Source organism: Spirillospora sp. NPDC127506, from assembly GCF_040302145.1.
Lineage (GTDB): Bacteria > Actinomycetota > Actinomycetes > Streptosporangiales > Streptosporangiaceae > Spirillospora.
This window is the reverse complement of the sequence record NZ_JBEORG010000027.1, coordinates 49,788-71,564: the sequence shown is the minus strand read 5'-3', so window position 1 is coordinate 71,564 and position 21,777 is coordinate 49,788. Positions and strand designations below refer to the sequence as shown.

22 protein-coding genes are annotated in these 21,777 nt (G+C 73.6%); 6 read left to right on the top strand and 16 right to left on the bottom strand.

Annotation, left to right across the window (positions count from 1 at the left end):
• Position 1: 1 nt before the first annotated feature.
• The 8 genes from pdxT to pgsA form a co-directional block, all read right to left on the bottom strand.
• Positions 2-619 (bottom strand): pyridoxal 5'-phosphate synthase glutaminase subunit PdxT, encoded by a 618-nt coding sequence (pdxT, locus tag ABTW95_RS24120; RefSeq protein ID WP_500227443.1) that lies wholly within the window; start codon positions 617-619, stop codon positions 2-4.
• A gap of 86 nt (positions 620-705) precedes the next feature.
• Complete coding sequence (locus ABTW95_RS24115; protein ID WP_396448462.1) at positions 706-1,320, bottom strand: DUF6928 family protein; 615 nt, start codon at positions 1,318-1,320, stop codon at positions 706-708.
• Between the two features lie 82 nt (positions 1,321-1,402).
• Positions 1,403-2,326: a pyridoxal 5'-phosphate synthase lyase subunit PdxS gene (gene pdxS, locus ABTW95_RS24110; protein WP_396448463.1), complete on the bottom strand. Its 924-nt coding sequence runs from the start codon at positions 2,324-2,326 to the stop codon at positions 1,403-1,405.
• Between the two features lie 133 nt (positions 2,327-2,459).
• A complete protein-coding gene (locus ABTW95_RS24105) occupies positions 2,460-3,494 on the bottom strand; it encodes a DUF3048 domain-containing protein (RefSeq protein ID WP_396448464.1) in 1,035 nt (344 codons plus the stop codon).
• 109 nt (positions 3,495-3,603) lie between these two features.
• Positions 3,604-4,146 carry a LemA family protein gene (locus ABTW95_RS24100; RefSeq protein ID WP_396448466.1) on the bottom strand — a complete coding sequence of 181 codons (543 nt, stop codon included), beginning with the start codon at positions 4,144-4,146 and terminating at the stop codon, positions 3,604-3,606.
• An 11-nt stretch (positions 4,147-4,157) separates the two neighbouring features.
• On the bottom strand, positions 4,158-5,315 hold the full coding sequence (locus ABTW95_RS24095) for a glycosyltransferase family 4 protein (RefSeq protein ID WP_396448467.1): 1,158 nt from the start codon (positions 5,313-5,315) through the stop codon (positions 4,158-4,160).
• Positions 5,316-5,362: 47 nt separating this feature from the next.
• Positions 5,363-6,316: a phosphatidylinositol mannoside acyltransferase gene (locus ABTW95_RS24090; RefSeq protein WP_396448468.1), complete on the bottom strand. Its 954-nt coding sequence runs from the start codon at positions 6,314-6,316 to the stop codon at positions 5,363-5,365.
• Positions 6,313-7,005, bottom strand: a complete 693-nt coding sequence (pgsA, locus tag ABTW95_RS24085) for a phosphatidylinositol phosphate synthase (RefSeq protein ID WP_396454282.1) — start codon at positions 7,003-7,005, stop codon at positions 6,313-6,315. The genes ABTW95_RS24090 and pgsA overlap by 4 nt, the downstream gene beginning before the upstream one ends.
• A 304-nt stretch (positions 7,006-7,309) precedes the next feature.
• Here pgsA and ABTW95_RS24080 point away from each other — a divergent pair, with 304 nt between their 5' ends.
• The 3 genes from ABTW95_RS24080 (at position 7,310) to ABTW95_RS24070 (ending at position 10,973) form a co-directional block, all read left to right on the top strand.
• Complete coding sequence (locus ABTW95_RS24080; RefSeq protein WP_396448471.1) at positions 7,310-9,478, top strand: elongation factor G-like protein EF-G2; 2,169 nt, start codon at positions 7,310-7,312, stop codon at positions 9,476-9,478.
• 116 nt (positions 9,479-9,594) lie between these two features.
• Complete coding sequence (locus ABTW95_RS24075) at positions 9,595-10,050, top strand: hypothetical protein (protein WP_396448472.1); 456 nt, start codon at positions 9,595-9,597, stop codon at positions 10,048-10,050.
• Positions 10,047-10,973: an HTTM domain-containing protein gene (locus ABTW95_RS24070; protein ID WP_500227442.1), complete on the top strand. Its 927-nt coding sequence runs from the start codon at positions 10,047-10,049 to the stop codon at positions 10,971-10,973. Before ABTW95_RS24075 ends, ABTW95_RS24070 begins: the two co-directional genes overlap by 4 nt.
• A 35-nt stretch (positions 10,974-11,008) precedes the next feature.
• Here ABTW95_RS24070 and ABTW95_RS24065 read toward each other — a convergent pair whose 3' ends face one another.
• Both ABTW95_RS24065 and ABTW95_RS24060 read right to left on the bottom strand, forming a co-directional pair.
• The gene (locus ABTW95_RS24065) at positions 11,009-11,410 is read right to left on the bottom strand and encodes a thiol-disulfide oxidoreductase DCC family protein (protein WP_396448474.1); all 402 of its coding nucleotides are present in this window, start codon (positions 11,408-11,410) and stop codon (positions 11,009-11,011) included.
• Entirely contained in the window at positions 11,407-12,033 is a 627-nt protein-coding gene (locus ABTW95_RS24060) for an HIT family protein (protein WP_396448475.1), read from the bottom strand. The genes ABTW95_RS24065 and ABTW95_RS24060 overlap by 4 nt, the downstream gene beginning before the upstream one ends.
• 166 nt (positions 12,034-12,199) lie before the next feature.
• Between ABTW95_RS24060 and ABTW95_RS24055 the strand changes: the two genes are divergently transcribed.
• Positions 12,200-12,781, top strand: a complete 582-nt coding sequence (locus ABTW95_RS24055) for an Asp23/Gls24 family envelope stress response protein (protein WP_500227441.1) — start codon at positions 12,200-12,202, stop codon at positions 12,779-12,781.
• Here ABTW95_RS24055 and ABTW95_RS24050 read toward each other — a convergent pair.
• From ABTW95_RS24050 to ABTW95_RS24035, 4 genes are all read right to left on the bottom strand, one after another.
• Positions 12,763-13,371 (bottom strand): hypothetical protein, encoded by a 609-nt coding sequence (locus ABTW95_RS24050; protein ID WP_396448477.1) that lies wholly within the window; start codon positions 13,369-13,371, stop codon positions 12,763-12,765. The two genes, ABTW95_RS24055 and ABTW95_RS24050, sit on opposite strands and share 19 nt — an antisense overlap.
• A gap of 129 nt (positions 13,372-13,500) precedes the next feature.
• A complete protein-coding gene (gene thrS, locus ABTW95_RS24045; protein WP_396448478.1) occupies positions 13,501-15,486 on the bottom strand; it encodes a threonine--tRNA ligase in 1,986 nt (661 codons plus the stop codon).
• A gap of 292 nt (positions 15,487-15,778) precedes the next feature.
• Positions 15,779-17,242: a sugar porter family MFS transporter gene (locus ABTW95_RS24040; RefSeq protein ID WP_396448479.1), complete on the bottom strand. Its 1,464-nt coding sequence runs from the start codon at positions 17,240-17,242 to the stop codon at positions 15,779-15,781.
• 51 nt (positions 17,243-17,293) lie between these two features.
• Positions 17,294-17,926, bottom strand: a complete 633-nt coding sequence (locus tag ABTW95_RS24035) for a class I SAM-dependent methyltransferase (protein WP_500227440.1) — start codon at positions 17,924-17,926, stop codon at positions 17,294-17,296.
• A gap of 142 nt (positions 17,927-18,068) precedes the next feature.
• On the opposite strand from ABTW95_RS24035, the gene ABTW95_RS24030 reads away from it, so the two are divergent.
• Both ABTW95_RS24030 and ABTW95_RS24025 read left to right on the top strand, forming a co-directional pair.
• Positions 18,069-19,322 (top strand): sensor histidine kinase, encoded by a 1,254-nt coding sequence (locus ABTW95_RS24030; protein ID WP_500227439.1) that lies wholly within the window; start codon positions 18,069-18,071, stop codon positions 19,320-19,322.
• 24 nt (positions 19,323-19,346) lie between these two features.
• A complete protein-coding gene (locus tag ABTW95_RS24025) occupies positions 19,347-20,021 on the top strand; it encodes a response regulator (protein ID WP_396448482.1) in 675 nt (224 codons plus the stop codon).
• A gap of 26 nt (positions 20,022-20,047) precedes the next feature.
• Here ABTW95_RS24025 and ABTW95_RS24020 read toward each other — a convergent pair whose 3' ends face one another.
• Together ABTW95_RS24020 and ABTW95_RS24015 are read right to left on the bottom strand one after the other, a co-directional pair.
• Positions 20,048-21,004 (bottom strand): quinone oxidoreductase family protein, encoded by a 957-nt coding sequence (locus ABTW95_RS24020; protein WP_500227438.1) that lies wholly within the window; start codon positions 21,002-21,004, stop codon positions 20,048-20,050.
• Positions 21,005-21,029: 25 nt separating this feature from the next.
• Entirely contained in the window at positions 21,030-21,776 is a 747-nt protein-coding gene (locus tag ABTW95_RS24015) for an SDR family oxidoreductase (RefSeq protein ID WP_396448484.1), read from the bottom strand.
• Between the last annotated feature and the right edge of the window lies 1 nt (position 21,777).

The window sequence follows — 21,777 nt, the reverse complement described above, 5'->3', positions numbered from 1 at the left end:
GTCACTCCTCCTCTGTGGTCCGGCGCACCAGATCGGCGAAGTAGTGGTGCACGCGGAAATCGCCTGTCAACTCCGGATGGAACGAGGTCGCCATGAGACGTCCCTGACGAACGGCGACGATCCTACCGGCGTTCGGGCCGCTCTCGGCGCGTCCGAGGACCTCGACGGCGTCGCCCACGGACTCGACCCAGGGCGCGCGGATGAAAACGGCGTGGTACGGCGTGTCCCCCATACCGGTCAGCGGCACCGCGGCCTCGAAGGAGTCGACCTGGCGGCCGAACGCGTTGCGCCGCACGGTCATGTCGATCCCGCCGACGGTCTCCTGGCCCGCGACGCCGTCCCGGATGCGGTCCGCGAGCATGATCATGCCGGCGCAGGAGCCGTACGCGGGCATGCCCGCCTCGATCCGCTTGCGCAGCGGGTCGAGCAGGTCGAACGCGCGCGCCAGCCGCCACATCGTGGTGGACTCGCCGCCGGGCAGGACGAGCCCGTCGACGCGCTCCAGCTCCTCGGGGCGGCGCACGCGCACCGTGCGCGCCCCCGCGGCCTCCAGCGCGCGGGCGTGCTCGCGCACGTCGCCCTGCAGGGCGAGGACACCGATCGTCGGCACAGTCGTCACGTGGGAACCTTCCGGGGATGCGGCGGGGTCGTGTCAACCCTAGACATTCCTTACAACGCGCCGCGACCTGGCCGGTCTTCCCGCGGTCAGGCGTGCTTGAAGCGGCGCAGCGGGAGCTCCAGGGGCAGGAAGCCGTCCTTGCCGCGGTCGGCGATGCCGCGGCCGAACATGTGCGCCTCGGCGAGCGCGAGGCCGAACTCCTCGGGGTCGAACGGCAGGGGGACGTCCGGCGCGCCCGCGTCGATGGCGCGCCAGAACGGCCGCTCGGCGGCCAGCCGGTCGCCCTGGTCGACGACGACGCCGTCCTCGGCGGTGACGAACACGTCGCGGCGCAGCTCGCCGGAGTCGTACCAGCGGAACCAGCAGCCGCGGATCACGTTGTGCAGGACGAGGACGCCGCAGTGCGAGCCGGGCAGCGCCGCCGCGGCGGTGTCGGCGATCCGGCGGGCGTCGTCGTCGAGGCAGAACAGCCGCCGGTCGCAGAGCAGCAGCGCCCGCTCGAACGCCCCGACGAACAGCTCGTCCTCGTACGGCCAGAGCGCGAAGTCCAGGACCGTGTCACCGGTCTCGGTCAGGGTGTCCGCGGGGTAGAGGCCGCGCGCGATCGCCGCGGCCGCGTCCGGGTCGGGCACGAGGCCCGGCCGGAACACCTCGGTGGGTTCACCCGCGCTCGCGCACGCCAGCGCGACCGACCAAGCCATGCTCTTCCCTCCCGCGGCCGGACACCGCCCTCCGGCCACGCCGCCAGGTTAACCCCGTCCGCCCGAGCTGTTGACCCCCGGGCTACCAGCCGCGGCCCGCGAACTTCTGGTCCTCGCCGAGGGAGGCGGCGTTGATGCCGACCATGGCCTCGCCGAGCCCGCGGGACACCTTGGCGATCACGTCGGGGTCGTCGTGGAAGGTGGTGGCCTTCACGATGGCCTCGGCGCGCTGGGCCGGGTTGCCGGACTTGAAGATCCCGGAGCCGACGAAGACGCCCTCGGCGCCGAGCTGCATCATCATCGCCGCGTCGGCGGGCGTGGCGATGCCGCCGGCGGTGAACAGCACGACGGGCAGCTTGCCGGCCTGCGCGACCTCCTTGACCAGCTCGTAGGGGGCCTGGAGCTCCTTCGCGGCGACGTACAGCTCGTCCTCGGGCAGGTTCTGCAGCCGGCGGATCTCCTGCCGGATCTTCCGCATGTGCGTGGTCGCGTTCGAGACGTCGCCGGTGCCGGCCTCGCCCTTGGAGCGGATCATCGCCGCGCCCTCGGTGATCCGGCGCAGCGCCTCGCCGAGGCTGGTCGCGCCGCACACGAACGGGACGGTGAACGCCCACTTGTCGATGTGGTTGTCGTAGTCGGCCGGGGTGAGCACCTCGGACTCGTCGATGTAGTCGACGCCGAGGGCCTGCAGCACCTGGGCCTCGACGAAGTGGCCGATGCGGGCCTTGGCCATGACCGGGATGGAGACCGCGTTGATGATCCCGTCGATCATGTCGGGGTCGCTCATCCGGGAGATGCCGCCCTGGGCGCGGATGTCGGCGGGCACCCGCTCCAGGGCCATGACGGCGACGGCGCCCGCGTCTTCGGCGATCTTCGCCTGCTCGGGCGTGACGACGTCCATGATCACGCCGCCCTTGAGCATCTCCGCCATGCCGCGCTTGACGCGGGCGGTCCCGGTCTCGGGCGCTGCGTTGTCAGTGGCGGGAGTGGAAGTGGACACGGGCATTCCTCACGTGGACGGACGACAAATCACTTTCCATGATATTGCCTGCTCGTGCGACTGTTCGACCCGGCAGACCGTCAACGCGCACGGCCCGGCGCTTACAGAGTGACCGCCGCCGGGCCGTCCGGAACGCGGGTCAGGGCGTGTAGGGCTTGCCGTCGTTGACGAGCAGCACCCACACCTGGCCCGGCGCGAACGTCATCGGCTCGCCGTCGGCGGTGGTGAAGGTCGTCCCCTTCTTCTCGGAGGGCCGCGACCACTTGGCCTTGTAGGACTTGCCGTCCCGCAGGACGACGGCCCGGCCGGTGCCGGTGGTGTGGATCAGCGGCGTGTAGCTGCCGAGGAAGTCGTGGAACTTCGACCGGGTCGTCTTGGCGTACTGGATGACGATGGTCTTGCCGCCCAGCCGCCCGCCCTCGGCGGCGCGGTCGGGGCGGCCGCCCCAGCTGGCGAGCCACCGCTTCTCCTTGGCCGACCAGGTGAAGCCCATGGTCGCCGACGGCCACCGGGCGGTGAACGACCTGGTCGGCTTGCCGCCTTCGGGGGCGTCCCCGAACCGGAACCCGATGTCGCGCGGCTTCGCCGCCTTCGGCGCCCGTTTGAGCAGGTTCTTCGGGTTCGCGTACAGGTTGTAGGGGATGCGCCTGGCGCTGGACCTGAAGTAGGCGCCGCCCCCGTTCTCCTGTGAGATGTCGTACACCGGCGCCCTGCGGATGTACTTCTTCATCTTGCTCTGCACGCCGGAGAACGCGAAGGCGGGCCGCCCGAACTGCGGCAGGATGTGCAGGTCCGAGATGCGGGCGCTGCGGACCGGCCCGACCCGCTTCGGCAGCTTGGACGAGTACACCGCCATGAGCCGGGTCTCGCCGCCCTCGACCTGCTCGACGTAGACGATGTCGGCGGCCTTCACGCCGCTCTGCGGCAGCGCCGGCCGGGTGTTCTCGATCTTGACGGCGAGGACGGGGTTGTCCAGCCCCTTCGTGCCGCCGTTGAACGGGTGCACGGCGGGCTCGGGCGTCTCGCTCGGCGACGGCGCCGGCGTGCTGCGCGGCGGCGGCGCGCTCTTCGGGCCGCCCGAGTCCGAGCAGGCCGGCAGGGCTGCGGCGCCGAGGACGACGACGAGCCCGGCTGCCGCGCGGCGCCGGACGGCGGTGCCCCTTGCGGATCGCACGATGTACCCCTCCCATGGACGGTCTGCCAGAGAGTAGCGAACGTGATCGGATGCGCCCGCCCCGTCCGGGGATACGGATCCGGCCCCGGCTGTGATCGATATCGGCGGATCAGATGGCCGGCGGGTCGTCGTCGATCTCGAAGAAGTCCGGCAGCGGGGCGCGCCCGGCGAGCGGCAGGATCCGGATCAGCGGCTTGCGGCGCGCGATCCGCGCCTGGGAGACGGCGTCGTTGTAGAAGCGGCGGGCATAGGCGACCTTCGCGGCGGCCGACGACAGCTCGTCCAGTACCTCGGCGCCGTCGCCCGCGCCGCGGGCGGTGATGGTGGCGGCGAACTCGGGCTGGTCGACGACCGCGCGCAGCGCCCGGGACAGGTCGCTCTCGGCGAACTCGCGGCGCTCGGCGTCGGCGGTGCGCGCCTCGTGCGCGGCGGTCGCCAGCACCAGGCTGGTGGCCGGGTCCAGCAGCCGGGAGGCGGCCAGCTCCAGCGCGGCGGCGGCCCGCCGGACGAGCGCGGCGTCCAGCGCGGCGCGGGCGGTCTCGACGCGGACGTGCAGCCGGTCGAGCCGGGTCGCGCGCCACGACACGTACACGCCGATCAGGAAGACGACGGCGATCCAGAACAGGACGTCGATGATCCAGTCGTAGGACATCCGGCGCGCTCCTACAGCCCGAGGCCGGACTCGACGACGCCGGCGCCGCCGTCCGTGACCGTCTCGTACACCCTCAGCACCTCGCGCGCGACGGCCGACCAGTCGTAGGCGCGGACGGCGGCGCGGGCCTCCGCGGACAGCTGCTTGCGCCGCGGCGGGTCGTCCAGCAGCTCTCCGGCGGCCGCGGCGAGCGCCTCGTGGTCGCCGACCGGGAACAGCGCCCCGGCGCGCCCGCCGAGCAGCACCCGGTCGAACGCCTCGATGTCGCTGGCGAGGATCGGCGCGCCCGCCGACATCGCCTCGGCGAGCACGATGCCGAAGCTCTCGCCGCCGAGGTTCGGCGCGACGAAGACGTCCACCGAGTGGTAGGCGCGGACCTTGTCCTCCTCGCTGACCATGCCGAGGACGACGACGCGGTCGCGCAGCTCGGGCGAGACCCGGCCGATCACGTCGTCGGCGTCGCCCGGCCCGGCGAGCAGCAGCCGCAGCCCGGGGCGGCGGCGGCCGAGGATCTCGAAGGCGCGCAGCAGCACCGGCAGGCCCTTGCGCGGCTCGTCCATCCGGCCGAGGAACCCGAGCGCCCCGCCGTCGCCGCGCGGCGCCTCGGCGCGGCCGCGCCAGCCGGGCAGCGGCTCGGCCATCGCGTAGCGCTCGGTCGCGACGCCGTTCGGGATCAGCACGGCGTCGCCGCCGAGGTGCTCGACGAGCGTGGTGCGGGCCGCCTCCGACACCGCGATCCGGCCGGTGATCTTCTCCAGGGCGCTCTGCAGGATCGGCGCGGTGACCGACAGCGCCCGCGACTTCTCGTAGGACGCGTGGAAGGTGCCCACGATCGGCCCGTCCGCCGCCCAGCAGGCCAGCAGCCCGAGGGAGGGCGCGGCGGGCTCGTGGACGTGCAGGACGTCGAAGCCGCCCTCGCGGATCCACCGCCGGACCCGCCCGGCCGACAGGAACCCGAACGCCAGCCGCGCCACCGACCCGTTGTAGGGCACGGGGACGGCGCGCCCGGCCGACACGACGTAGGGCGGCAGCTCGGCGTCGTCGTCGGCCGGGGTGATCACCGACACGTCGTGGCCGAACCCGATCAGCGCCTCGGCGAGGTCGCCGATGTGCCGCTGCACGCCGCCCGGGACGTCCCACGTGTACGGGCAGACGATTCCGATCCTCATCGCGGGGTCCTCATCGCCCGGTCCTCATCGCCCTCATCGCGCGGCGCTCATCCCCGGCCGCCCGCCCGGTCGTCCGCCCCGTCGCCGTCCAGGTCGTCCACCCAGACCTTCTGCAGCATGTGCCAGTCCTCGGGGTGCGCGGCGATGCCCTCCTCGAACGCGCGCGCGAGCTCCTGGGTCATGGCCTGGATCTTCTCCTGTCTGCCGCCCTCGTCCGGTACCGGTATCTCCTCGTGGACGCGCGCCGCCCAGTACTCCCCCTCATACCAGAGTGTCACGGGAATGAGGGCGGCGCCGGTCTGGATCGCGAGCGCGGCGGAGACGGCGGGCATCCGGGCGGTGGCGCCGAAGAACTCGACGTCGATCCCGCTCTCGGTCAGGTCGCGGTCGACGACGAGGCACACCGGCCGCCCGGCGCGGAGCCGCTGCGCCATCCGCCCGAACGCCGAGGCGCCCCGGTGGGGCAGGACCTCCATGCCGAGGCTCTCGCGGAACTCCACGAACCGGTCGAACAGCGACGCCGGCTCCAGCCGCTCGGCGACGGTGGTGAACGGGTACCCGCAGTGCACCAGCCACGCGCCCGCGTGCTCGTAGTTGCCCATGTGGGGCAGCGCCAGGATCACGCCGCGCCCGGCTTCGAGGTTGGTGAAGATCTTCTTCTCGCCGGTCACGCGCATCCGGCCGAGGATCCGCGCCCGGTCGTACTCGGGGAGCCGGAACACCTCCAGCCAGTAGCGCAGGTAGGAGCGCAGCACCTTCTTGCTGAGGATGCGGACCTCGTCGTCGACCTCGTCCTTGCCGAGGACGCGGCACAGGTTCTTCTCCAGCTGCCGCACCCCGGAGCCGTAGCGGTGCCAGGTGCGGTCGGCGAGGGCGGTGAAGACCAGCCGCGCGACGCTCTCGGGCATCTTGCGGACGACCGTCCAGCCGAGGGCGTAGACGGCGTCGGTCACCTCATCGCGGAGCGACGGCGGGTCGCCTCCGCGGCGGGGCGTGGTCATGGCCGCGGCTCCGGCGTCCTCTCCGCCCCGTTCTCCGCCCCGTTCTCCTCCCCGTTCTCCTCACCGGTCCCGTCCTGCTTCCCGGCCCGGTCGGCGGCGCTCGCCTGGGCGTACACCGCGGCGAACCGCTGCCCGACCGTGACGGTGCTGAGCGCGGCGAGCGCCCACAGCGCCACCGCGAGGATGTAGGGGACGCCGAGGCCGTCGAACCCGGCGGCGACCAGCGCGACGATGAGGCGCTCCGCGCGCTCGGCGATGCCCACGTTGCAGGTGTACCCGAGCCCTTCGGCGCGGGCCTTGGCGTACGACACCACGACGCCGGAGACCAGGCAGTACAGCGCGACCCCGGCGAGGGGCTCCTGGCCGTCCCGGTACAGCCCGATCATCAGCCCGGCGAAGATCGCGGCGTCGGCGACCCGGTCCATGGTGGAGTCCAGGAAGGCGCCGAACTTGGAGATCTTGCCGGTGACCCGGGCGACCGCGCCGTCCAGCATGTCGAACAGCACGAACGCGGTGATGACCATCGTGCCCCAGAAGAACTCGCCGCGGGTGAACAGGACGAGCGCGCCGGCGGCGACGCCGACCGTGCCGATGACGGTGATCGCGTTGGGCGAGACCCCGGTCCGCGCGACCGCCTGTCCGACGGGGGTGAGGACGCGCCCCAGCGCGGGCCTGATCTTGTTGAGCATCGCCGTCCGTTCTCTGTCGCTCCGCCGCCCCGTGACCGGGCGCGCCCATCGTAGTGCGGCCGGGGCGCGCACGCGGCCGCGGCGGGTTTGGGACGGCGGCCGTCCGGACAGATCACGGTTGAATGCCGTTCCCCCCTTGTGGTCCCGGCCGTACCGGGCAAGGGTGGTGGTACGGGTGTGACGTCGGTCACGCGCGATTGGACGAGGTCGGACGCCGCACTCGGACGTCGGGGCCGGGCCCGCACGGGCCGGGCCCAAGCCGCACGCGGGCCTCCGCGCGGAGACCCGTCCGAGGAGGTAAGTCATGGCGGACAAGGGAGGCCACCCGGGAGCCCCCGGCAGGGCACCGGAGGCCGGCGGGTGCGACAAGGTGCGCAACGTCGCGCTGGTCGGCCATTCTGGGGCCGGCAAGACCACGCTCGTCGAGGCGCTGCTCGCCGCGACGGGCACCGTGCAGCGGGCGGGCAAGGTCGAGGACGGCACCACGGTCAGCGACTTCGACGAGGTCGAGGTGCGCCAGCAGCGCTCGGTGAACCTCTCGCTCGCGCCGCTGACGCACGGCGACGTCAAGGTAAATCTCATCGACACGCCCGGCTACGCCGACTTCGTCGGCGACCTGCGGGCCGGGCTCCGCGCCGCCGACGCGGCGCTGTTCGTGATCTCCGCGGTGGACGGCATCGACGGCCTCACCCGCATGCTGTGGGAGGAGTGCGCGGCGGTGCGGATGCCCCGCGCGGTCGTCATCACCAAGATCGACCAGCAGCGCGGCGACTTCGACGACGTCGTCATGACCTGCCAGGACGTGTTCGGCGAGGGCGTCGCCCCGCTGTACTTCCCGGCGGCCGGGGAGGACGGGCTCAAGGGCCTGATCGGGCTGCTGTCGCAGCGCTGCCTCGACTACTCCAGCGGCGAGCGCGTGGAGTGCCAGCCCGACCCGGAGTACCTGGAGCAGATCGCCGAGCAGCGCGCGTCGCTGATCGAGGGCATCATCCAGGAGAGCGAGGACGAGACCCTCATGGACAGGTACCTGTCCGGTGAGGACATCGACGTCAAGGCCCTCATCGAGGACCTGGAGACCGCGGTGGCGCGCGGCAGCTTCTACCCCGTGCTCGCGACCTCGGTGCCGCACGGCGACCACCCCGGCCCGGTCATCGGAATGCTGGAGCTGCTGGAGGTCATCACCCAGGCGTTCCCCTCGCCCCTCGAACACGGCATCCCCCCGGTGACGGCGGTGACCGGCGGGCCGCCGAAGGAGATCACCTGCGACCCGGACGGCCCGCTGGTCGCCGAGGTCGTCAAGACCACGTCCGACCCGTACGTCGGGCGGATCTCGCTGGTGCGGGTGTTCTCCGGGACGCTGCGTCCCGACACCACGGTGCACGTGTCCGGGCACGGCATGGCCGACCGCGGGCACGAGGACCACGACGTCGACGAGCGGGTCGGCGCGCTGACCTCCCCGCTGGGCAAGACCCAGCGGACGATGTCGTCCTGCCCCGCGGGCGACATCTGCGCGGTGGCGAAGCTGAGCCGCGCCGAAACGGGCGACACCCTGTCCGACCCCGGCTCGCCGATGGTGATGGCGCCGTGGTCGATGCCCGACCCGCTGCTGCCGGTGGCGATCCGGGCGCGGTCGAAGGCCGACGACGACAAGCTCAGCCAGGCGCTCGGCCGGCTCGTCGCCGAGGACCCGACCCTGCGGCTGGAGAACAACGCCGAGACGCGGCAACTGGTGCTGTGGTGCATGGGCGAGGCCCACGCCGACGTGCTGATCGACCGGCTCAAGAGCCGGTACGGCGTCGAGGTCGACCGGGTCGACCTGCGCGTCCCGCTGCGCGAGACGTTCGGCGCGGCGGCCAAGGGCCTCGGCCGGCACGTCAAGCAGAGCGGCGGGCACGGCCAGTACGGCATCTGCCACATCGAGGTCGAGCCGCTGCCGTCCGGCGAGGGCTTCGAGTTCGTCGACAAGATCGTCGGAGGGGTGGTGCCGCGGCAGTTCATCCCGTCGGTGGAGAAGGGCGTCCGGCAGCAGATGGCGCGCGGCGTGTCCGCCGGGTACCCGCTGGTCGACATCAGGGTGACGCTGTACGACGGCAAGGCGCACTCGGTCGACTCGTCCGACATGGCGTTCCAGGCGGCCGGGGCGCTCGCCCTGAAGGACGCGGCGGCCAAGGTGCCGATCCTGCTGCTGGAGCCCGTCGACGTGGTGGAGGTGCTCATCGCCGACGAGTACGTGGGGCCGATCATGTCCGACCTCACCTCGCGGCGCGGCCGGGTGCTCGGCTCCCAGGCGGTGCCGGGCGGCCGCACGATGATCAAGGCGGAGGTGCCGCAGCTGGAGATCGTCCGCTACGCGATCGACCTGCGGTCGATGTCGCAGGGCACCGGCACGTTCAGCCGCACGTTCCTGCGCTACGAGCCGCTCCCGACGCACCTGGCCGACAAGGTCGCCGCCGAGTCGCGGGACGACGGCTGACAGAGGCCGCTGACAGAGGCCGCTGAGAGAGGCCGCTGAGAGACGGCCGGCAGCGGCCGCCGCCGCGCGCCCCGGGCCCCGCCCGCTCCCGCCGGGCGGGGCTCTAGGCTTGCCGCGTGGATCTTCCTGCCCTCCGCCTCGGGCCGCGCGCGCGGCTCTGGCGGTCACTCGCGGGCACCGCGGTCGTCGGCGCCCTGTTCTACACGAGCGCGTACGGGAGCAACGACGACTTCCCGCTCGGGCCGATGACGCAGTTCGCGTTCTCGGTGAAGAACGACGGCGGGGTGATCGGCTCCTACTGGCTGGAGGCCGACACCGCGGCGGGCACGCACGTGAAGCTGTCCTTCGACGCGGTCGGGACGGGCATGAAGCGCGCCGAGATCGAGGGGCAGATGCCGCGCATCGTCCGCGACCCCTCGCTGCTGCAGGGCATCGCCGACGCGCAGCGCAGGCTCCACCCCGGGCAGCCCCGGTTCACCCGGATCTACGTCGTGCGGGAGATCAGGAAGCTGGAGCACGGCAAGGTCGTGTCGACCTCGCGGCAGAACCGCGTCGTCTGGGACGTGCGGTGACGGCCGCCGCGACGCCGGAGGCGCCCCGCCCCGTCCGGCCGGCCGGGGACGCGCCCGGACCGGCCCGCACGGCGTGGGACCGCTGGTGGTTCGGGCCCGTCCCGCTCGCCCGGATCGCCTGGCTGCGCGTCATCGGGTACGTGTTCCTGCCGTTCGACATGCTGCTGCTCACCAGCAGCTCGCTGGCGCACGCGCGGCTGCCCGCCGACCTGTACCAGCCGGTGCTGCTCGGCCGGCTGCTGCACCTGCCCGCCCCCACGCCGTGGTCCATGTACACGCTGCTCGTGGTGACGATCGCCGCCGGGCTCGTCGCCATGACCGGCCGGGTGCTGCCCCGCGCGAGCGGCTACCTCGCCGCCTGCGGGTACCTGTGGTGGGTCACGATCAGCATGTCGTACGGCAAGGTCGACCACGACCACCTCGCCCTCGTCGTGGCGCTGTTCGTGCTGCCGAGCGCCGGGCGCGCCGGCCTCGGCGACACGCGGCGCTGCGAGGCGTCGGCGTGGTCGGTGCGCTGCGTCCAGCTCGGGGTGGTCGCGGCCTACTTCCTGTCCGCGTGGGCGAAGGTGCGCATCGGCGGGTTCCCGGCGTGGCCGAACGGCTCGACCGTCCAGTGGGCGCTGAGCCGCCGCGGGACGCCGCTCGGGCGCGCCCTCATCGACTACCCGGCGGCGCTGAAGGCCAGCCAGTGGATCATGTTCGCCGCGGAGGCGGCGTCCCCGGCGCTGCTGTTCCTGCGCGGCCGGCCGCTGTACGCGGCGGTGCTGTTCTTCGCCGGCTTCCACGCCGTCACCTACGCGCTGATGACGATCCACTTCCTGCCGCACGCGATCTGGCTCGCGGCGTTCCTGCCGCTGGAGCGGCTGACCCGGTTCCTGCCCGCGCGCCTGCGCGGCGGGACGGCGCGGGAGGCCGCGGCCTGAACCGGGCCGGCCCCGGCGCGGCCGGCCCGCCCCGGTCAGCCGCCGGCGCCGGGCCGCCGGTCGGCGGGCAGCATGCACGCCGCCGTCCCGCCCGGCATCCGGTGCCGGTTGGCGGCCACCAGCCGGTACACGCCGTGCGCGAGCCAGCTCACCGGCGGGATCCGCATGACGGTTCCGGGCACCCGCCACAGGCCGCCGGCGGCCGTCAGCATCCGCCCGATGGCCTCCGCGCCGCCGCTGACCCGCCCCGCCCGGTCGATCCACAGCACCTCGTACTGGGCGCGCTCCGCGGTGGTGCCGAGCGCGTCGAGGTCGGCGAACTGGAACGCGACGACCGCGGCCCGGACGGGCACGTGCCGTTCCAGGAACCGCACCGAGGACGTGCAGAACCCGCAGTCGCCGTCGTAGACCAGCACCGGCCTGGCGGGGCCGCTCATGAGACCGGCCACGCCTCGGCGAGCATCTGGCGGGTGTCGCGCAGCAGCTGCGGCAGCACCCGGGTGTGCCCGACGACCGGCATGAAGTTGGTGTCGCCGCCCCAGCGCGGGACGACGTGCTGGTGCAGGTGCGCCGCGATGCCGGCGCCGGCGACGAGGCCGAGGTTCATGCCGACGTTGAACCCCTGCGCCCCGGTGGCCTTGCGGAGCGCGGTGAGCGAGCGCCGGGTGAACACGGCCAGTTCCACGTACTCCGGCTCGTCGAGCTCGGTGTAGTCGGCGACGTGCCGGTACGGGACGACCATCAGGTGCCCGGAGTTGTACGGGTAGAGGTTCAGCACCGCGTACACCGACTCGCCCCGGGCCACGACGAGGCCCTCCTCGTCGGTCATCTTCGGGATCTCGCAGAACGGGCAGCCGTCGCCGGAGCCCGCGCCCGTCGGCTTGCCCTCCCCCTTGATGTAGGCCATCCGGTGCGGTGTCCAGAGCCGCTGGAAATTGTCTGGCGTGCCCGCGCCGCCTCTCTCCTCCTCGAAGCGGGGCGTGTGCGCGTTCCCGGTGCCGCCCCGGGGCGCGTCGTCGCGCTCCTGCTGCACCACGGACTCCTCCGGCTCTGCGGTCAAGGCGGTGGTCTCCTTTGTTCACGACCTGACCAGCAGCATAGAGAGGGAAGCGGCCGGGGCTGTAGCCGGGATCCCACTCGCCGGACGCTCCAGAGGCCCGCCCCCGCATGGCGTTCCGGGGCCGACTCCGACACCATGGTCACCAACCGAACCATGGGGAGCGATCATGACCGGGCCCGACAGGCGGCAGACCGAGGACGGCGGGCCGAGGACGGACCCGGGATCCATGCCCTATTTCCCGGGGATGCCGGGGCGGCACGGAGCGAACCCGCCGAAGGAGGCGCCCCTCCCGGCCCCGCCCGCGCCGGCCCCGCCCGCGCCGGCGGCGTCCGAGGCCCGCGGCGGGCCCGCCGCGGGCAAGTCCGGCGCGGTGCCGATGACGCTGCAGGGCGCCCCCGGCGACGTCACCGTGGCGGTGGAGGGCCGCATCGTCATCGAGGACGCGGTGCTGGAGAAGATCGCCTCGCTGGCCGCGGCGGAGGTGGCCGGGGTCGCGGGCCCCGCACCGGCCGGTACCCGCGTCGCGGTGGACGAGGAAGGCGGCGAGGTCACGGTCGACCTGTCCATCGCGGTCGCCTACGGCAGCGTGGTCAAGGACGTGGCGCAGGCCGTGCAGCAGAACGTGGCGCGGGTGGCGGGGCTGATGCTCGGGATGCGGGTCGCCGCGGTCAACGTGTCCGTCCAGGACGTCCTCATGCCCGCCGCGCCCCGGCCGCGGGAGGCCCCGGGTCAGACGGCGCGCGCGTAGCAGCTCTGCATGCCGCCGCCGACCGACACGGTGGTGACCTTGACGCGCTCGACCTGGCGCGGCGGGACGCCGGTGAAGTGGAAGGTGTGCGGCCTGCCGCCCTTGGCGCTCGCCTGCTGCGACTTGGGCGACGCCCCCTGCAGGACGAGTTCGGCCCGGATCAGGCCGCTCGCGGAGACGGTGACGAGGACGTCCACGCCGGTCGCCGTGGCGCGGTAGAACGCCGTGCCGTTCGGGCACCAGTCGAGGGACCCGCCGCCGCCCGGCTGCGGGATCTGCGGGCCGCCGCCCTGCCCGCCGGACCCGCCGGTCGCGCCGCCCGGGTACGGGCTGCCGCCGCCGTTCTGCTGCGGCACCGGGTTGGTCGGCGTCGCCGGGAGCACCGCGCCGCCGGGCGCCCCGGGCGGCGCGGAGGCGGCCGGGCCCGCCGGCCCCTGGGCGCCCGCCGTGCCCTTCTTCCCGTCGTCCATCAGCGGCATGAGCAGCACGATCACGGCGGCGGCGACGAGCAGCAGGGTGCCGCCGTAGCCGGCGATCCGGCCCCAGAGCCGGGCCCTCCGGCCACGCCGCGCGGGCCTCCTGGTCTTCATCTCCGCTGACTCCCCGTCGTGGCACGTGATCGATGAGGCTACCAACTCCGGGCGGCGCCCACCCCGCCGTCCGCCGCGCCGGGCAGGCGGGCGGGCGGCCGGGCCTGGGGCGCCGGGATCGCGGGGGCGTCAGATCTGCACGCGCGCCTCGACGGCCTTGACGATCTCGTCGACCGCGTCGTCGATCGGGACGCCGTTCTTCTGCTCGCCGGTGCGGTACCGGAACGACACGGCGTCCTTGGCCACGTCGTCGTCGCCCGCCAGCAGCATGTACGGGATCTTCTGCTTCTGCGCGTTGCGGATCTTCTTCTGCATCCGGTCGGCGGAGGCGTCGACCTCGGCGCGGATCCCCCGCTCGCGCAGCCTCGCCGCGACCTTCTCCAGGTGCGGGACGTGCGCGTCGCCGATCGGGATGCCGACCGCCTGCACCGGCGACAGCCACGGCGGCATCGCGCCCGCGTAGTGCTCGACCAGCACGCCGAGGAAGCGCTCGACCGACCCGAACAGCGCGCGGTGGATCATCGCGGGGGTCTGCCGGGTGCCGTCGGCGGCCTGGTACTCCAGGCCGAACCGCTTGGGCTGGTTGAAGTCGAGCTGGATGGTGGACAGCTGCCAGGTGCGGCCGATCGCGTCCTTGGCCTGGACGGAGATCTTCGGCCCGTAGAACGCCGCGCCGCCCGGGTCGTCCACGAGGTCGAGGCCGGACTCCTCGGCCGCCTGGCGCAGCGCCTCGGTGGCCTCCGCCCAGTCGGCCGCGTCGCCGATGAACTTGTCGGAGTCGTCGCGGGTGGACAGCTCCAGGTAGAACTCGGAGAGGCCGAAGTCGCGCAGGACGCTGAGCACGAAGCTCAGCAGCGACTTGATCTCCTCGCCCATCTGCTCCTTGGTGGTGTAGATGTGCGCGTCGTCCTGGGTCATGCCGCGCACGCGGGTGAGCCCGTGCACCACGCCCGACTTCTCGTACCGGTACACCGAGCCGAACTCGCAGAGCCGCAGCGGCAGCTCCCGGTAGGACCGCCCGCGCGCCCGGAAGATCAGGTTGTGCATCGGGCAGTTCATCGGCTTGACGCGGTACTCGACCTCGTCGACCTCGAAGGGCGGGAACATGTCCTCGCCGTAGTACGGCAGGTGGCCGGAGATCTCGAACAGCGACGACTTGGTGATGTGCGGGGTGTTGACGAACTCGTAGCCGGCCTCCTGCTGCCGGCGGCGCATGTAGTCCTCCATCTCCTTGCGGATGATGCCGCCCTTGGGATGGAAGACCGGCAGGCCGCTGCCCAGCTCCGGCGGGAAGGAGAACAGGTCGAGCTCGGCGCCGAGCCGGCGGTGGTCGCGCTTCTCGGCCTCCTCCAGGAACTTCAGGTACTCGTCCTGCTTCTCGCGGGACTCCCACGCGGTGCCGTAGATCCGCTGCAGCTGCGGGTTCTTCTCGCTGCCGCGCCAGTACGCGCCGCCCGAGCGCATCAGCTTGAACGCCGGGATGACGCGGGTGGACGGCAGGTGCGGGCCGCGGCACAGGTCCTTCCAGCGCAGCTCGCCGGACTTGGCGTCGAGGTTGTCGTAGATGGTCAGCTCCCCGGCGCCCACCTCGACGTTCGCGCCGTCCGCGGCGTCCTCGACCGGACCGGAGCCCTTCAGCCCGATCAGCTCCAGCTTGTAGGGCTCGTCGGCCAGCTCGGCGCGCGCGTCGTCGTCGGAGACGGGGCGCCGGGAGAACCGCTGGCCCTGCTTGACGATCTCGCGCATCCGCTTCTCGATGCGCTTGAGGTCGTCGGGGGTGAACGGCTCGGCGACGTCGAAGTCGTAGTAGAACCCGTTCTCCACCGGCGGGCCGATGCCGAGCTTGGCCTCGGGGAACAGCTCCTGCACGGCCTGCGCCATCACGTGCGCGGCCGAGTGCCGCATGATCGCCCGGCCGTCGTCGGAGCCGATCTCGACCGGCTCGACTGCGTCGCCGTCGCGCAGCTCGCGGGCGAGGTCGCACAGCTCCCCGTTGACCCGCGCGGCGATCACGGTGCGGCCGTCGGCGTCCAGGGCCTCGCCCGCGGTGGTGCCCGCCGGTACCGCCCGCTCGCCGCCGTCGAGTCTGATGCGCAGTTCGGGCACGGTGGACACGGGTACTCCTCGCGATGGTGGTCTGGGATCAGCGGGTTCCGATGCTATCGACTCGGGGCCGGCCCCGGACGCATCCGGCTCCATCGGGTGCTCCTCTCGTCGGGGAGGACCCGCGGCGATCTCCGGAAAGCGGAAGGGCCCCGGGGATCGCTCCCGGGGCCCTTCCGCGTGCAATGTCAGGACATGCCGCCGTCGCGCCGGGAGTGACCCGGCGTGGTCGTCTGGACGGACGCGTGCGGCATGCCACCACTGTAACCGAGCGGGGCACGCCCCCGCACCCGGTTACGCGCCGTCACGCGCGCGCCCGCGGGGCGGCGAGCCGGTCCATGTCCTCCAGCTCGCGGCCCTTCGTCTCGGGGACGGCGCGCAGCACGAACAGGAACGCGAGGACGGAGAACGCCGTGTAGAGGCCGTAGGCGAGGAGGAGGGAGAACCCCGAGATGCCGGGGAAGGTGGTGGTGATCACCCAGTTCGCCACCCACTGCGCGGCGGCCGCGACGGCGAGCGCGGAGGCGCGGATGAAGTTGTTGAACATCTCGCCCAGCATCACCCAGACGACCGGCCCCCAGGTCGCCGCGAACGAGGCGACGAACACGTTGGCCGCGACGAGCGCGACGGGCCCGGCGACGTCGCCGAGGTTCGGCTCCCCGTCCACCACGGGCGCGGTGCCGAAGCAGGCCGCGAGGGTGCCGAGGGAGACCGCCATGCCGGCGGCGCCGGCGAGCAGCAGCGGGCGCCGCCCGATCCGGTCCACCAGCGCGATCGCGACCAGCGTGAACGCCACGTTCACCAGCGAGTTGATCACCGAGGTGAACATCGCGTCGCTCTCGGAGAACCCGACCGCCTGCCACAGCGAGGACGAGTAGTAGAAGATCACGTTGATGCCGACGAACTGCTGGAAGACCGACAGCAGGATGCCGACCCAGACGATGGGCAGCAGGCCGAACCGGTTCCCGCGCAGGTCCCCCAGCCGGACGGGCCGGTCCTCGGCGATCGACCGGACGATCTCCTTGATCTTGGCGTCCACGTCGCCGCGGCCCATGACCCGCCGCAGCACCCGGCGGGCTTCGGCCGTCCGGCGCCGCTTGACCAGGTAGCGCGGCGACTCGGGGATGGTCAGCGCGACGGCCCCGTACAGGACGGCGGGCACGGCGGCGCTGGCGAACATCCAGCGCCACGCGTCCCCGCCCCACGGGAACGTCCCGGAGGCGCCGCCGTCGGATACCCGGGCGATGACGTAGTCGACGACGAGGGCCGCGAAGATGCCGAGGACGATCGCCATCTGCTGCAGCGAGCCGAGCCGGCCGCGCACGGCGGCGGGCGCGATCTCGGCGATGTAGGCGGGCGCGATCACCGACGCGGCGCCGATGGCGAGGCCGCCGACCAGCCGCCAGGCGGTCAGGTCGGCGGCGCTGAAGGCCAGCGCCGAGCCCATCGAGCTGACCACGAAGAGCACCCCGGCGATGAGCATCACCCGGACACGGCCGATCCGGTCGCCGATCGGCCCGGCGAACCAGGCGCCGGCGGCGCAGCCGAGCAGCGCGGACGACACCACGAGGCCGACGACGAAGCCGCTCAGGTCGAACCGCCCCTTGATCGCGTCGACGGCCCCGTTGATCACCGAGGAGTCGTAGCCGAACAGGAAGCCGCCGAGGGCCGCCGCGGCGGCGAGCAGCACCGCGGTGGCGGTGGCGTGCGAGGGGCGGTCCCGCTCCGGGTCGTCCGATGGCCGAGGCCGGCTGCCCGAGGTCGTCATGGGCCCTGATCTTCCCCGGCAGGAGGACCTTATGCGGGATGCCGGGCGGCCTCAGTCGCGGACGGCGACGCCCAGGACGTGCGGCGAGGCCGGGTTGCCCCGCCCGGGGACGGGGAAGTCGAAGCGCCGCTCGGTCCGCACGGTGAAGCCCGCGCCGGCGATCCATTCGCCCGTCGGGCGGGACACGTGGCAGCCGGCGGCGAAGAACGGCCACAGCACGTCGGCGAACCGCTGGAACCGCACCTTCCCCGGCGTCGTCCCCCGCACGTGCTCGTAGTAGCGCAGTTGGCCGCCCGGTTTGAGGACGCGCCTCAGCTCGGACAGGGCGCGGACGGGATCGCGCACCGAGCACAGCACGAGCGACGCCACCGCGACGTCGAACGAGGCGTCGTCCAGGTCGAGGTCCTCGGCGACGCCGGGGCGCACCGTGACGCTCACGGGCGCGCGGCGGGCGGCGTGGTCGGCCTTGGCGCGCAGCCGCGGCTCGGGTTCGACGGCGACGACCTCGGTGACCTCCGGCGGGTAGTGCGCGAAGTTGGCCCCGTGCCCGGCGCCCACCTCCAGCGCGCGGCCGGACGCCCCGGCGAGCAGCTCGGCGCGGTGCGCGTCCCCGCCCGCCCTCGCGCAGCCGGCGTCCAGCCGCGGATAGAGCCGGGCGAAGATCGGATGGCTCAGGTCGGTCATCCCCGCAGTCTCCGCCGCCGCCCGGGCCACCGCAAGATCGCCGCGCGATCGCGCTGCCCAGGGGTGATACCCGAGGACCGGGTCGGATCTCCCTCCTCCGGGTCAGGCGGACGGCGCCCCGGGGTTCTAGGCTCCGAGTCAAATGAACGATCCCGAACGCTCCGCGGCGGTCCGCCGCACCCGGCTGCTCGCCGGCGTGCGCTCCGCCCTGCTGCCCGGCGGGGACGGCCCGCCGGTCACCCTGCTGCCCGGGCGCCTGCTGCTGCGCGTGCCGATCCTGGTGCTGCTGGCCGGGTTGACGATCGGCTTCACCGCGGGGTCCATCGCCATCCCGATCGAGCAGTACCACGTGGCGTCCGGGCTGGCGTGGCCGCTCGGCGTGCTGCAGGCGACCCCGCTGATCTTCGCGGCCCGCTGGCCGCTCGCCGCCTGGCGGGTCGCGGCGGCCGGGCTGCTGCTCACGGTGTTCGCCCGGCACGGCGAGGGCTTCATGCCGTGGCCGGTCACCGCGATCCTGGCGCTGGTCGTCATCCTGTTCTTCACCGGCGTCGGCGCGGACCGGCAGACGACCGTCGGGGTCGGCGCGGTCACCGTCGGCGGCGTGTTCCTGCCCGCCGTGCTGTTCGGCATGCCCGGCTGGTTCGCCATGATCCTCACGGGGATCGCGGCGGTCGCGCTGACGTTCGGCGACGCGGTCGGCGGGCGGCACTCCGCGGTGGAGGAGCTGCGCCGCCGCGAGGAGCAGCACCGGCAGGACCTGGCCCGGCAGGCGGTGCTGGAGGAGCGCGCCCGCATCGCCCGCGAGCTGCACGACGTGGTCGCGCACCACATGTCGGTGATCGCGATGCAGGCGGAGGCGGCCCCCTACAAGATCCCCGACCTGCCGGAGGCGGCCCGGCAGACGTTCGGGGTGGTGCGGGACGCGGCGCGCGAGGCGCTCACCGAGACGCGCCGCGTGGTGGGGCTGCTGCGCGCCGACGGCGAGGGCGCCGAGCGGGCCCCGCAGCCGGGCCTGGACCGGCTGGACGACCTGGTCGCCGCCGCGCGCCGCTCCGGGCTCTCGGTCGCCACCGCCGTGGTCGGCGTGCCGCGCCCGCTGAACGCCGGGGTGGACCTGTCGGCGTACCGGATCGTGCAGGAGTCGCTGAGCAACGCGTCCCGGTACGCGCCGGGCTCCCGCGTCCACGTCGAGGTGAGGTACGGGCCGGATGCGCTGGCGGTGTCGGTCACCGACGACGGCGCCCGCAGCACGCCCGAGGAGTCGCAGGGCGGCGGGCACGGCCTGGTCGGGATGCGCGAGCGCGTCACGATGCTCGGCGGCCGCCTGGACGCCGGCCCGCACGGCGCCGCCGGCTGGTCGGTGGCGGCGGAGTTGCCCTACGGGGACGCGGACTGATCTTCGCCGCCGTAGGGTGGCGTCGTGACGATTCGGGTGCTGATCGCCGACGACCAGGTGATGATCCGCGACGGGCTCGCGGCGCTGCTGTCCTCCGACCCGGAGATCGAGGTGGTCGGGCAGGCGGGCAACGGCCGCGAGGCGGTGGAGATGAGCCGCCGGCTCGACCCGGACGTGATCGTGATGGACATCCGGATGCCGGAGATGGACGGCCTCGCCGCCACCGCCGAGCTGGCCGGCGCCCCCGACCCGGACGCCGACCCGGCCGGGGCGCGGCCGAAGGTGCTCGTCCTCACCACGTTCGACCTGGACGAGTACGTCTACGAGGCGCTCGGCGCGGGCGCCAGCGGGTTCCTGCTGAAGGACGCCTCGGCGGCCGACCTGGTGAACGGGGTGCGGGTCGTGGCGGCGGGCGACGCGCTGCTCGCCCCGTCCATCACCCGGCGGCTGATCGGCGACTTCGCGCGCCGCCGCCGGCACCAGCGGCCGAGCCCGCAGGCGACCGCCGGGCTGACGCCGCGCGAGCTGGACGTGCTGCGGCTCATGGCGCGCGGCCTGTCCAACGCCGAGATCGCCGCCGAGCTGGTGCTGGCCGAGCAGACGATCAAGACGCACGTGGGGCACGTGCTGACCAAGCTCGGGCTGCGCGACCGCACCCAGGCCGTCGTGTACGCCTACGAGAACGGCCTGGTCGGCTAGCCGGACGGGGCCGGCCGCCGCGCCGGCTAGCGGGACGGGTCGAGGACGAGCTTGCCGGTGGTGCGGCGCGCCCGCAGGTCCTCGTGCGCGCGCCCGGCCTCGGTGAGCCCGTACTCGCCGCCGCCGATCACCCGGAGCCGGCCGGCGGCGGCCAGGCCGAACAGCTCGTCCAGCGCGGTGCGCATCACGTCGCCGGGGAGCCGGAAGACGTGCGGCAGCCACATGCCGGAGATCGTGGTGGAGTGCGCCATCAGCGCGGCCGGCCGGACGGGCGACGGCTCCCGCCTGGACGCCATCCCGTAGAACGCGAGCCGGCCGAACGGCGCGAGGGCGCGCAGGCTCTGGTCGGTGACGGAGCCGCCCGTCATCTCCAGGACGATGTCGACCCGCCTGCCGCCGTTCGCGTCGATCAGCGCGGCCTGGAGGTCGGGCTCGTTCGCGTCGACCGCGGCGTCGGCGCCGAGGTCGAGGGCGAGGTCGCGCTTCTCCTCGGACGAGGCGGTGGCGATGACCCGCCCGGCGCCCCAGGTCTTGGCGAGCTGGACGGCCAGCGTCCCGACCCCGCCGGCGGCGGCGTGCACGACGACCGATTCGCCCGGCGCCAGGTGCGCGTTCCGGCGCAGCAGCACCCACGCGGACGCGCCCTGCACGATCATGCCGAGCGCGGTGACGTCGTCGACGGCGGCGGGGACGTCCCAGGCCAGCGCCTCGGGGGCCACGGCCTTCTCGGCGTAGCCGCCGGTGCCGACGAGCGCGACGACGCGGCGGCCGTCCGCGGTGGTGCCGACGACCTCGCCGCCCGGCACCATCGGCAGCGTGGACGCCGACAGGTAGCTGTTCTCGGCCTGGTGGGTGTCGGCGTAGTTGACGCCGGCCCGCGACACGTCGATGAGGAGCTGACCGGGCCCGGCGGACGGGTCGGGCAGCTCGGCGACGTTGAGGACCTCGGGCCCGCCGAACTCGGTGATCTGGATCGCGCGCAATGTCCCTCCTCCGGGTCTCGGCGGCTCAGCGGGGGCCCGGGACGCCGCGGAACTTGAACGGCTCGGACGGGCGGCCGGGCACCACGTACCAGGCCTCGCCCGCGCCGCCGGCCTCCAGGATCCGCATGAACGCCTCGACGACGTCGCCGACGTCCAGGATCGGGAAGCCGGTCTCCTGCAGATGCCCCTTGAGCGGGGCGAGGATGTCGGTGTCGGCGAACGAGGGGCACAGGGCGTTCACCCGGATGCCCTCGTCGGCGTACGTCGGCCCGAGGGCGCGGACGAGACCGACGACGGCCGCCTTGTTCGCGCCGTACACGGGGTCGAACGGCGTCGCGGTGAGCGCCGCCATGCTGGCGGTGGCGATGATGTCGCCGCCCCCGCGGGCGCGCAGCGCGGGCAGCGCGGCGTGCGCGCCGAACACGACGCCGTCGAAGTTGACGCCCATGGCCCGGCGGTAGGCCGCGAGGTCGAAGTCGTCGCCCACTCCCCCGCCGCCGGCGACGCCGGCGTTGAGGAACGCGACGTCCAGGCCGCCGAAGCGCTCGACGGCGGTCGCGACGGCGGCCTCGCTGTCGGCGGGCTCGCGCACGTCGCAGCGGACGAACGCGCCGTCCAGCTCCTTCGCGAGCGCGTCCCCGGCCTCGGCGTCGACGTCGGCGAGGACGACCCGGGCGCCCTCGCGGGCGAGCCGGCGCGCCACCGCGGCCCCGATCCCGTTGGATCCGCCCGTGATCAGCGCGACCTTTCCGGTGCCGTCGAAGGCTGCCATG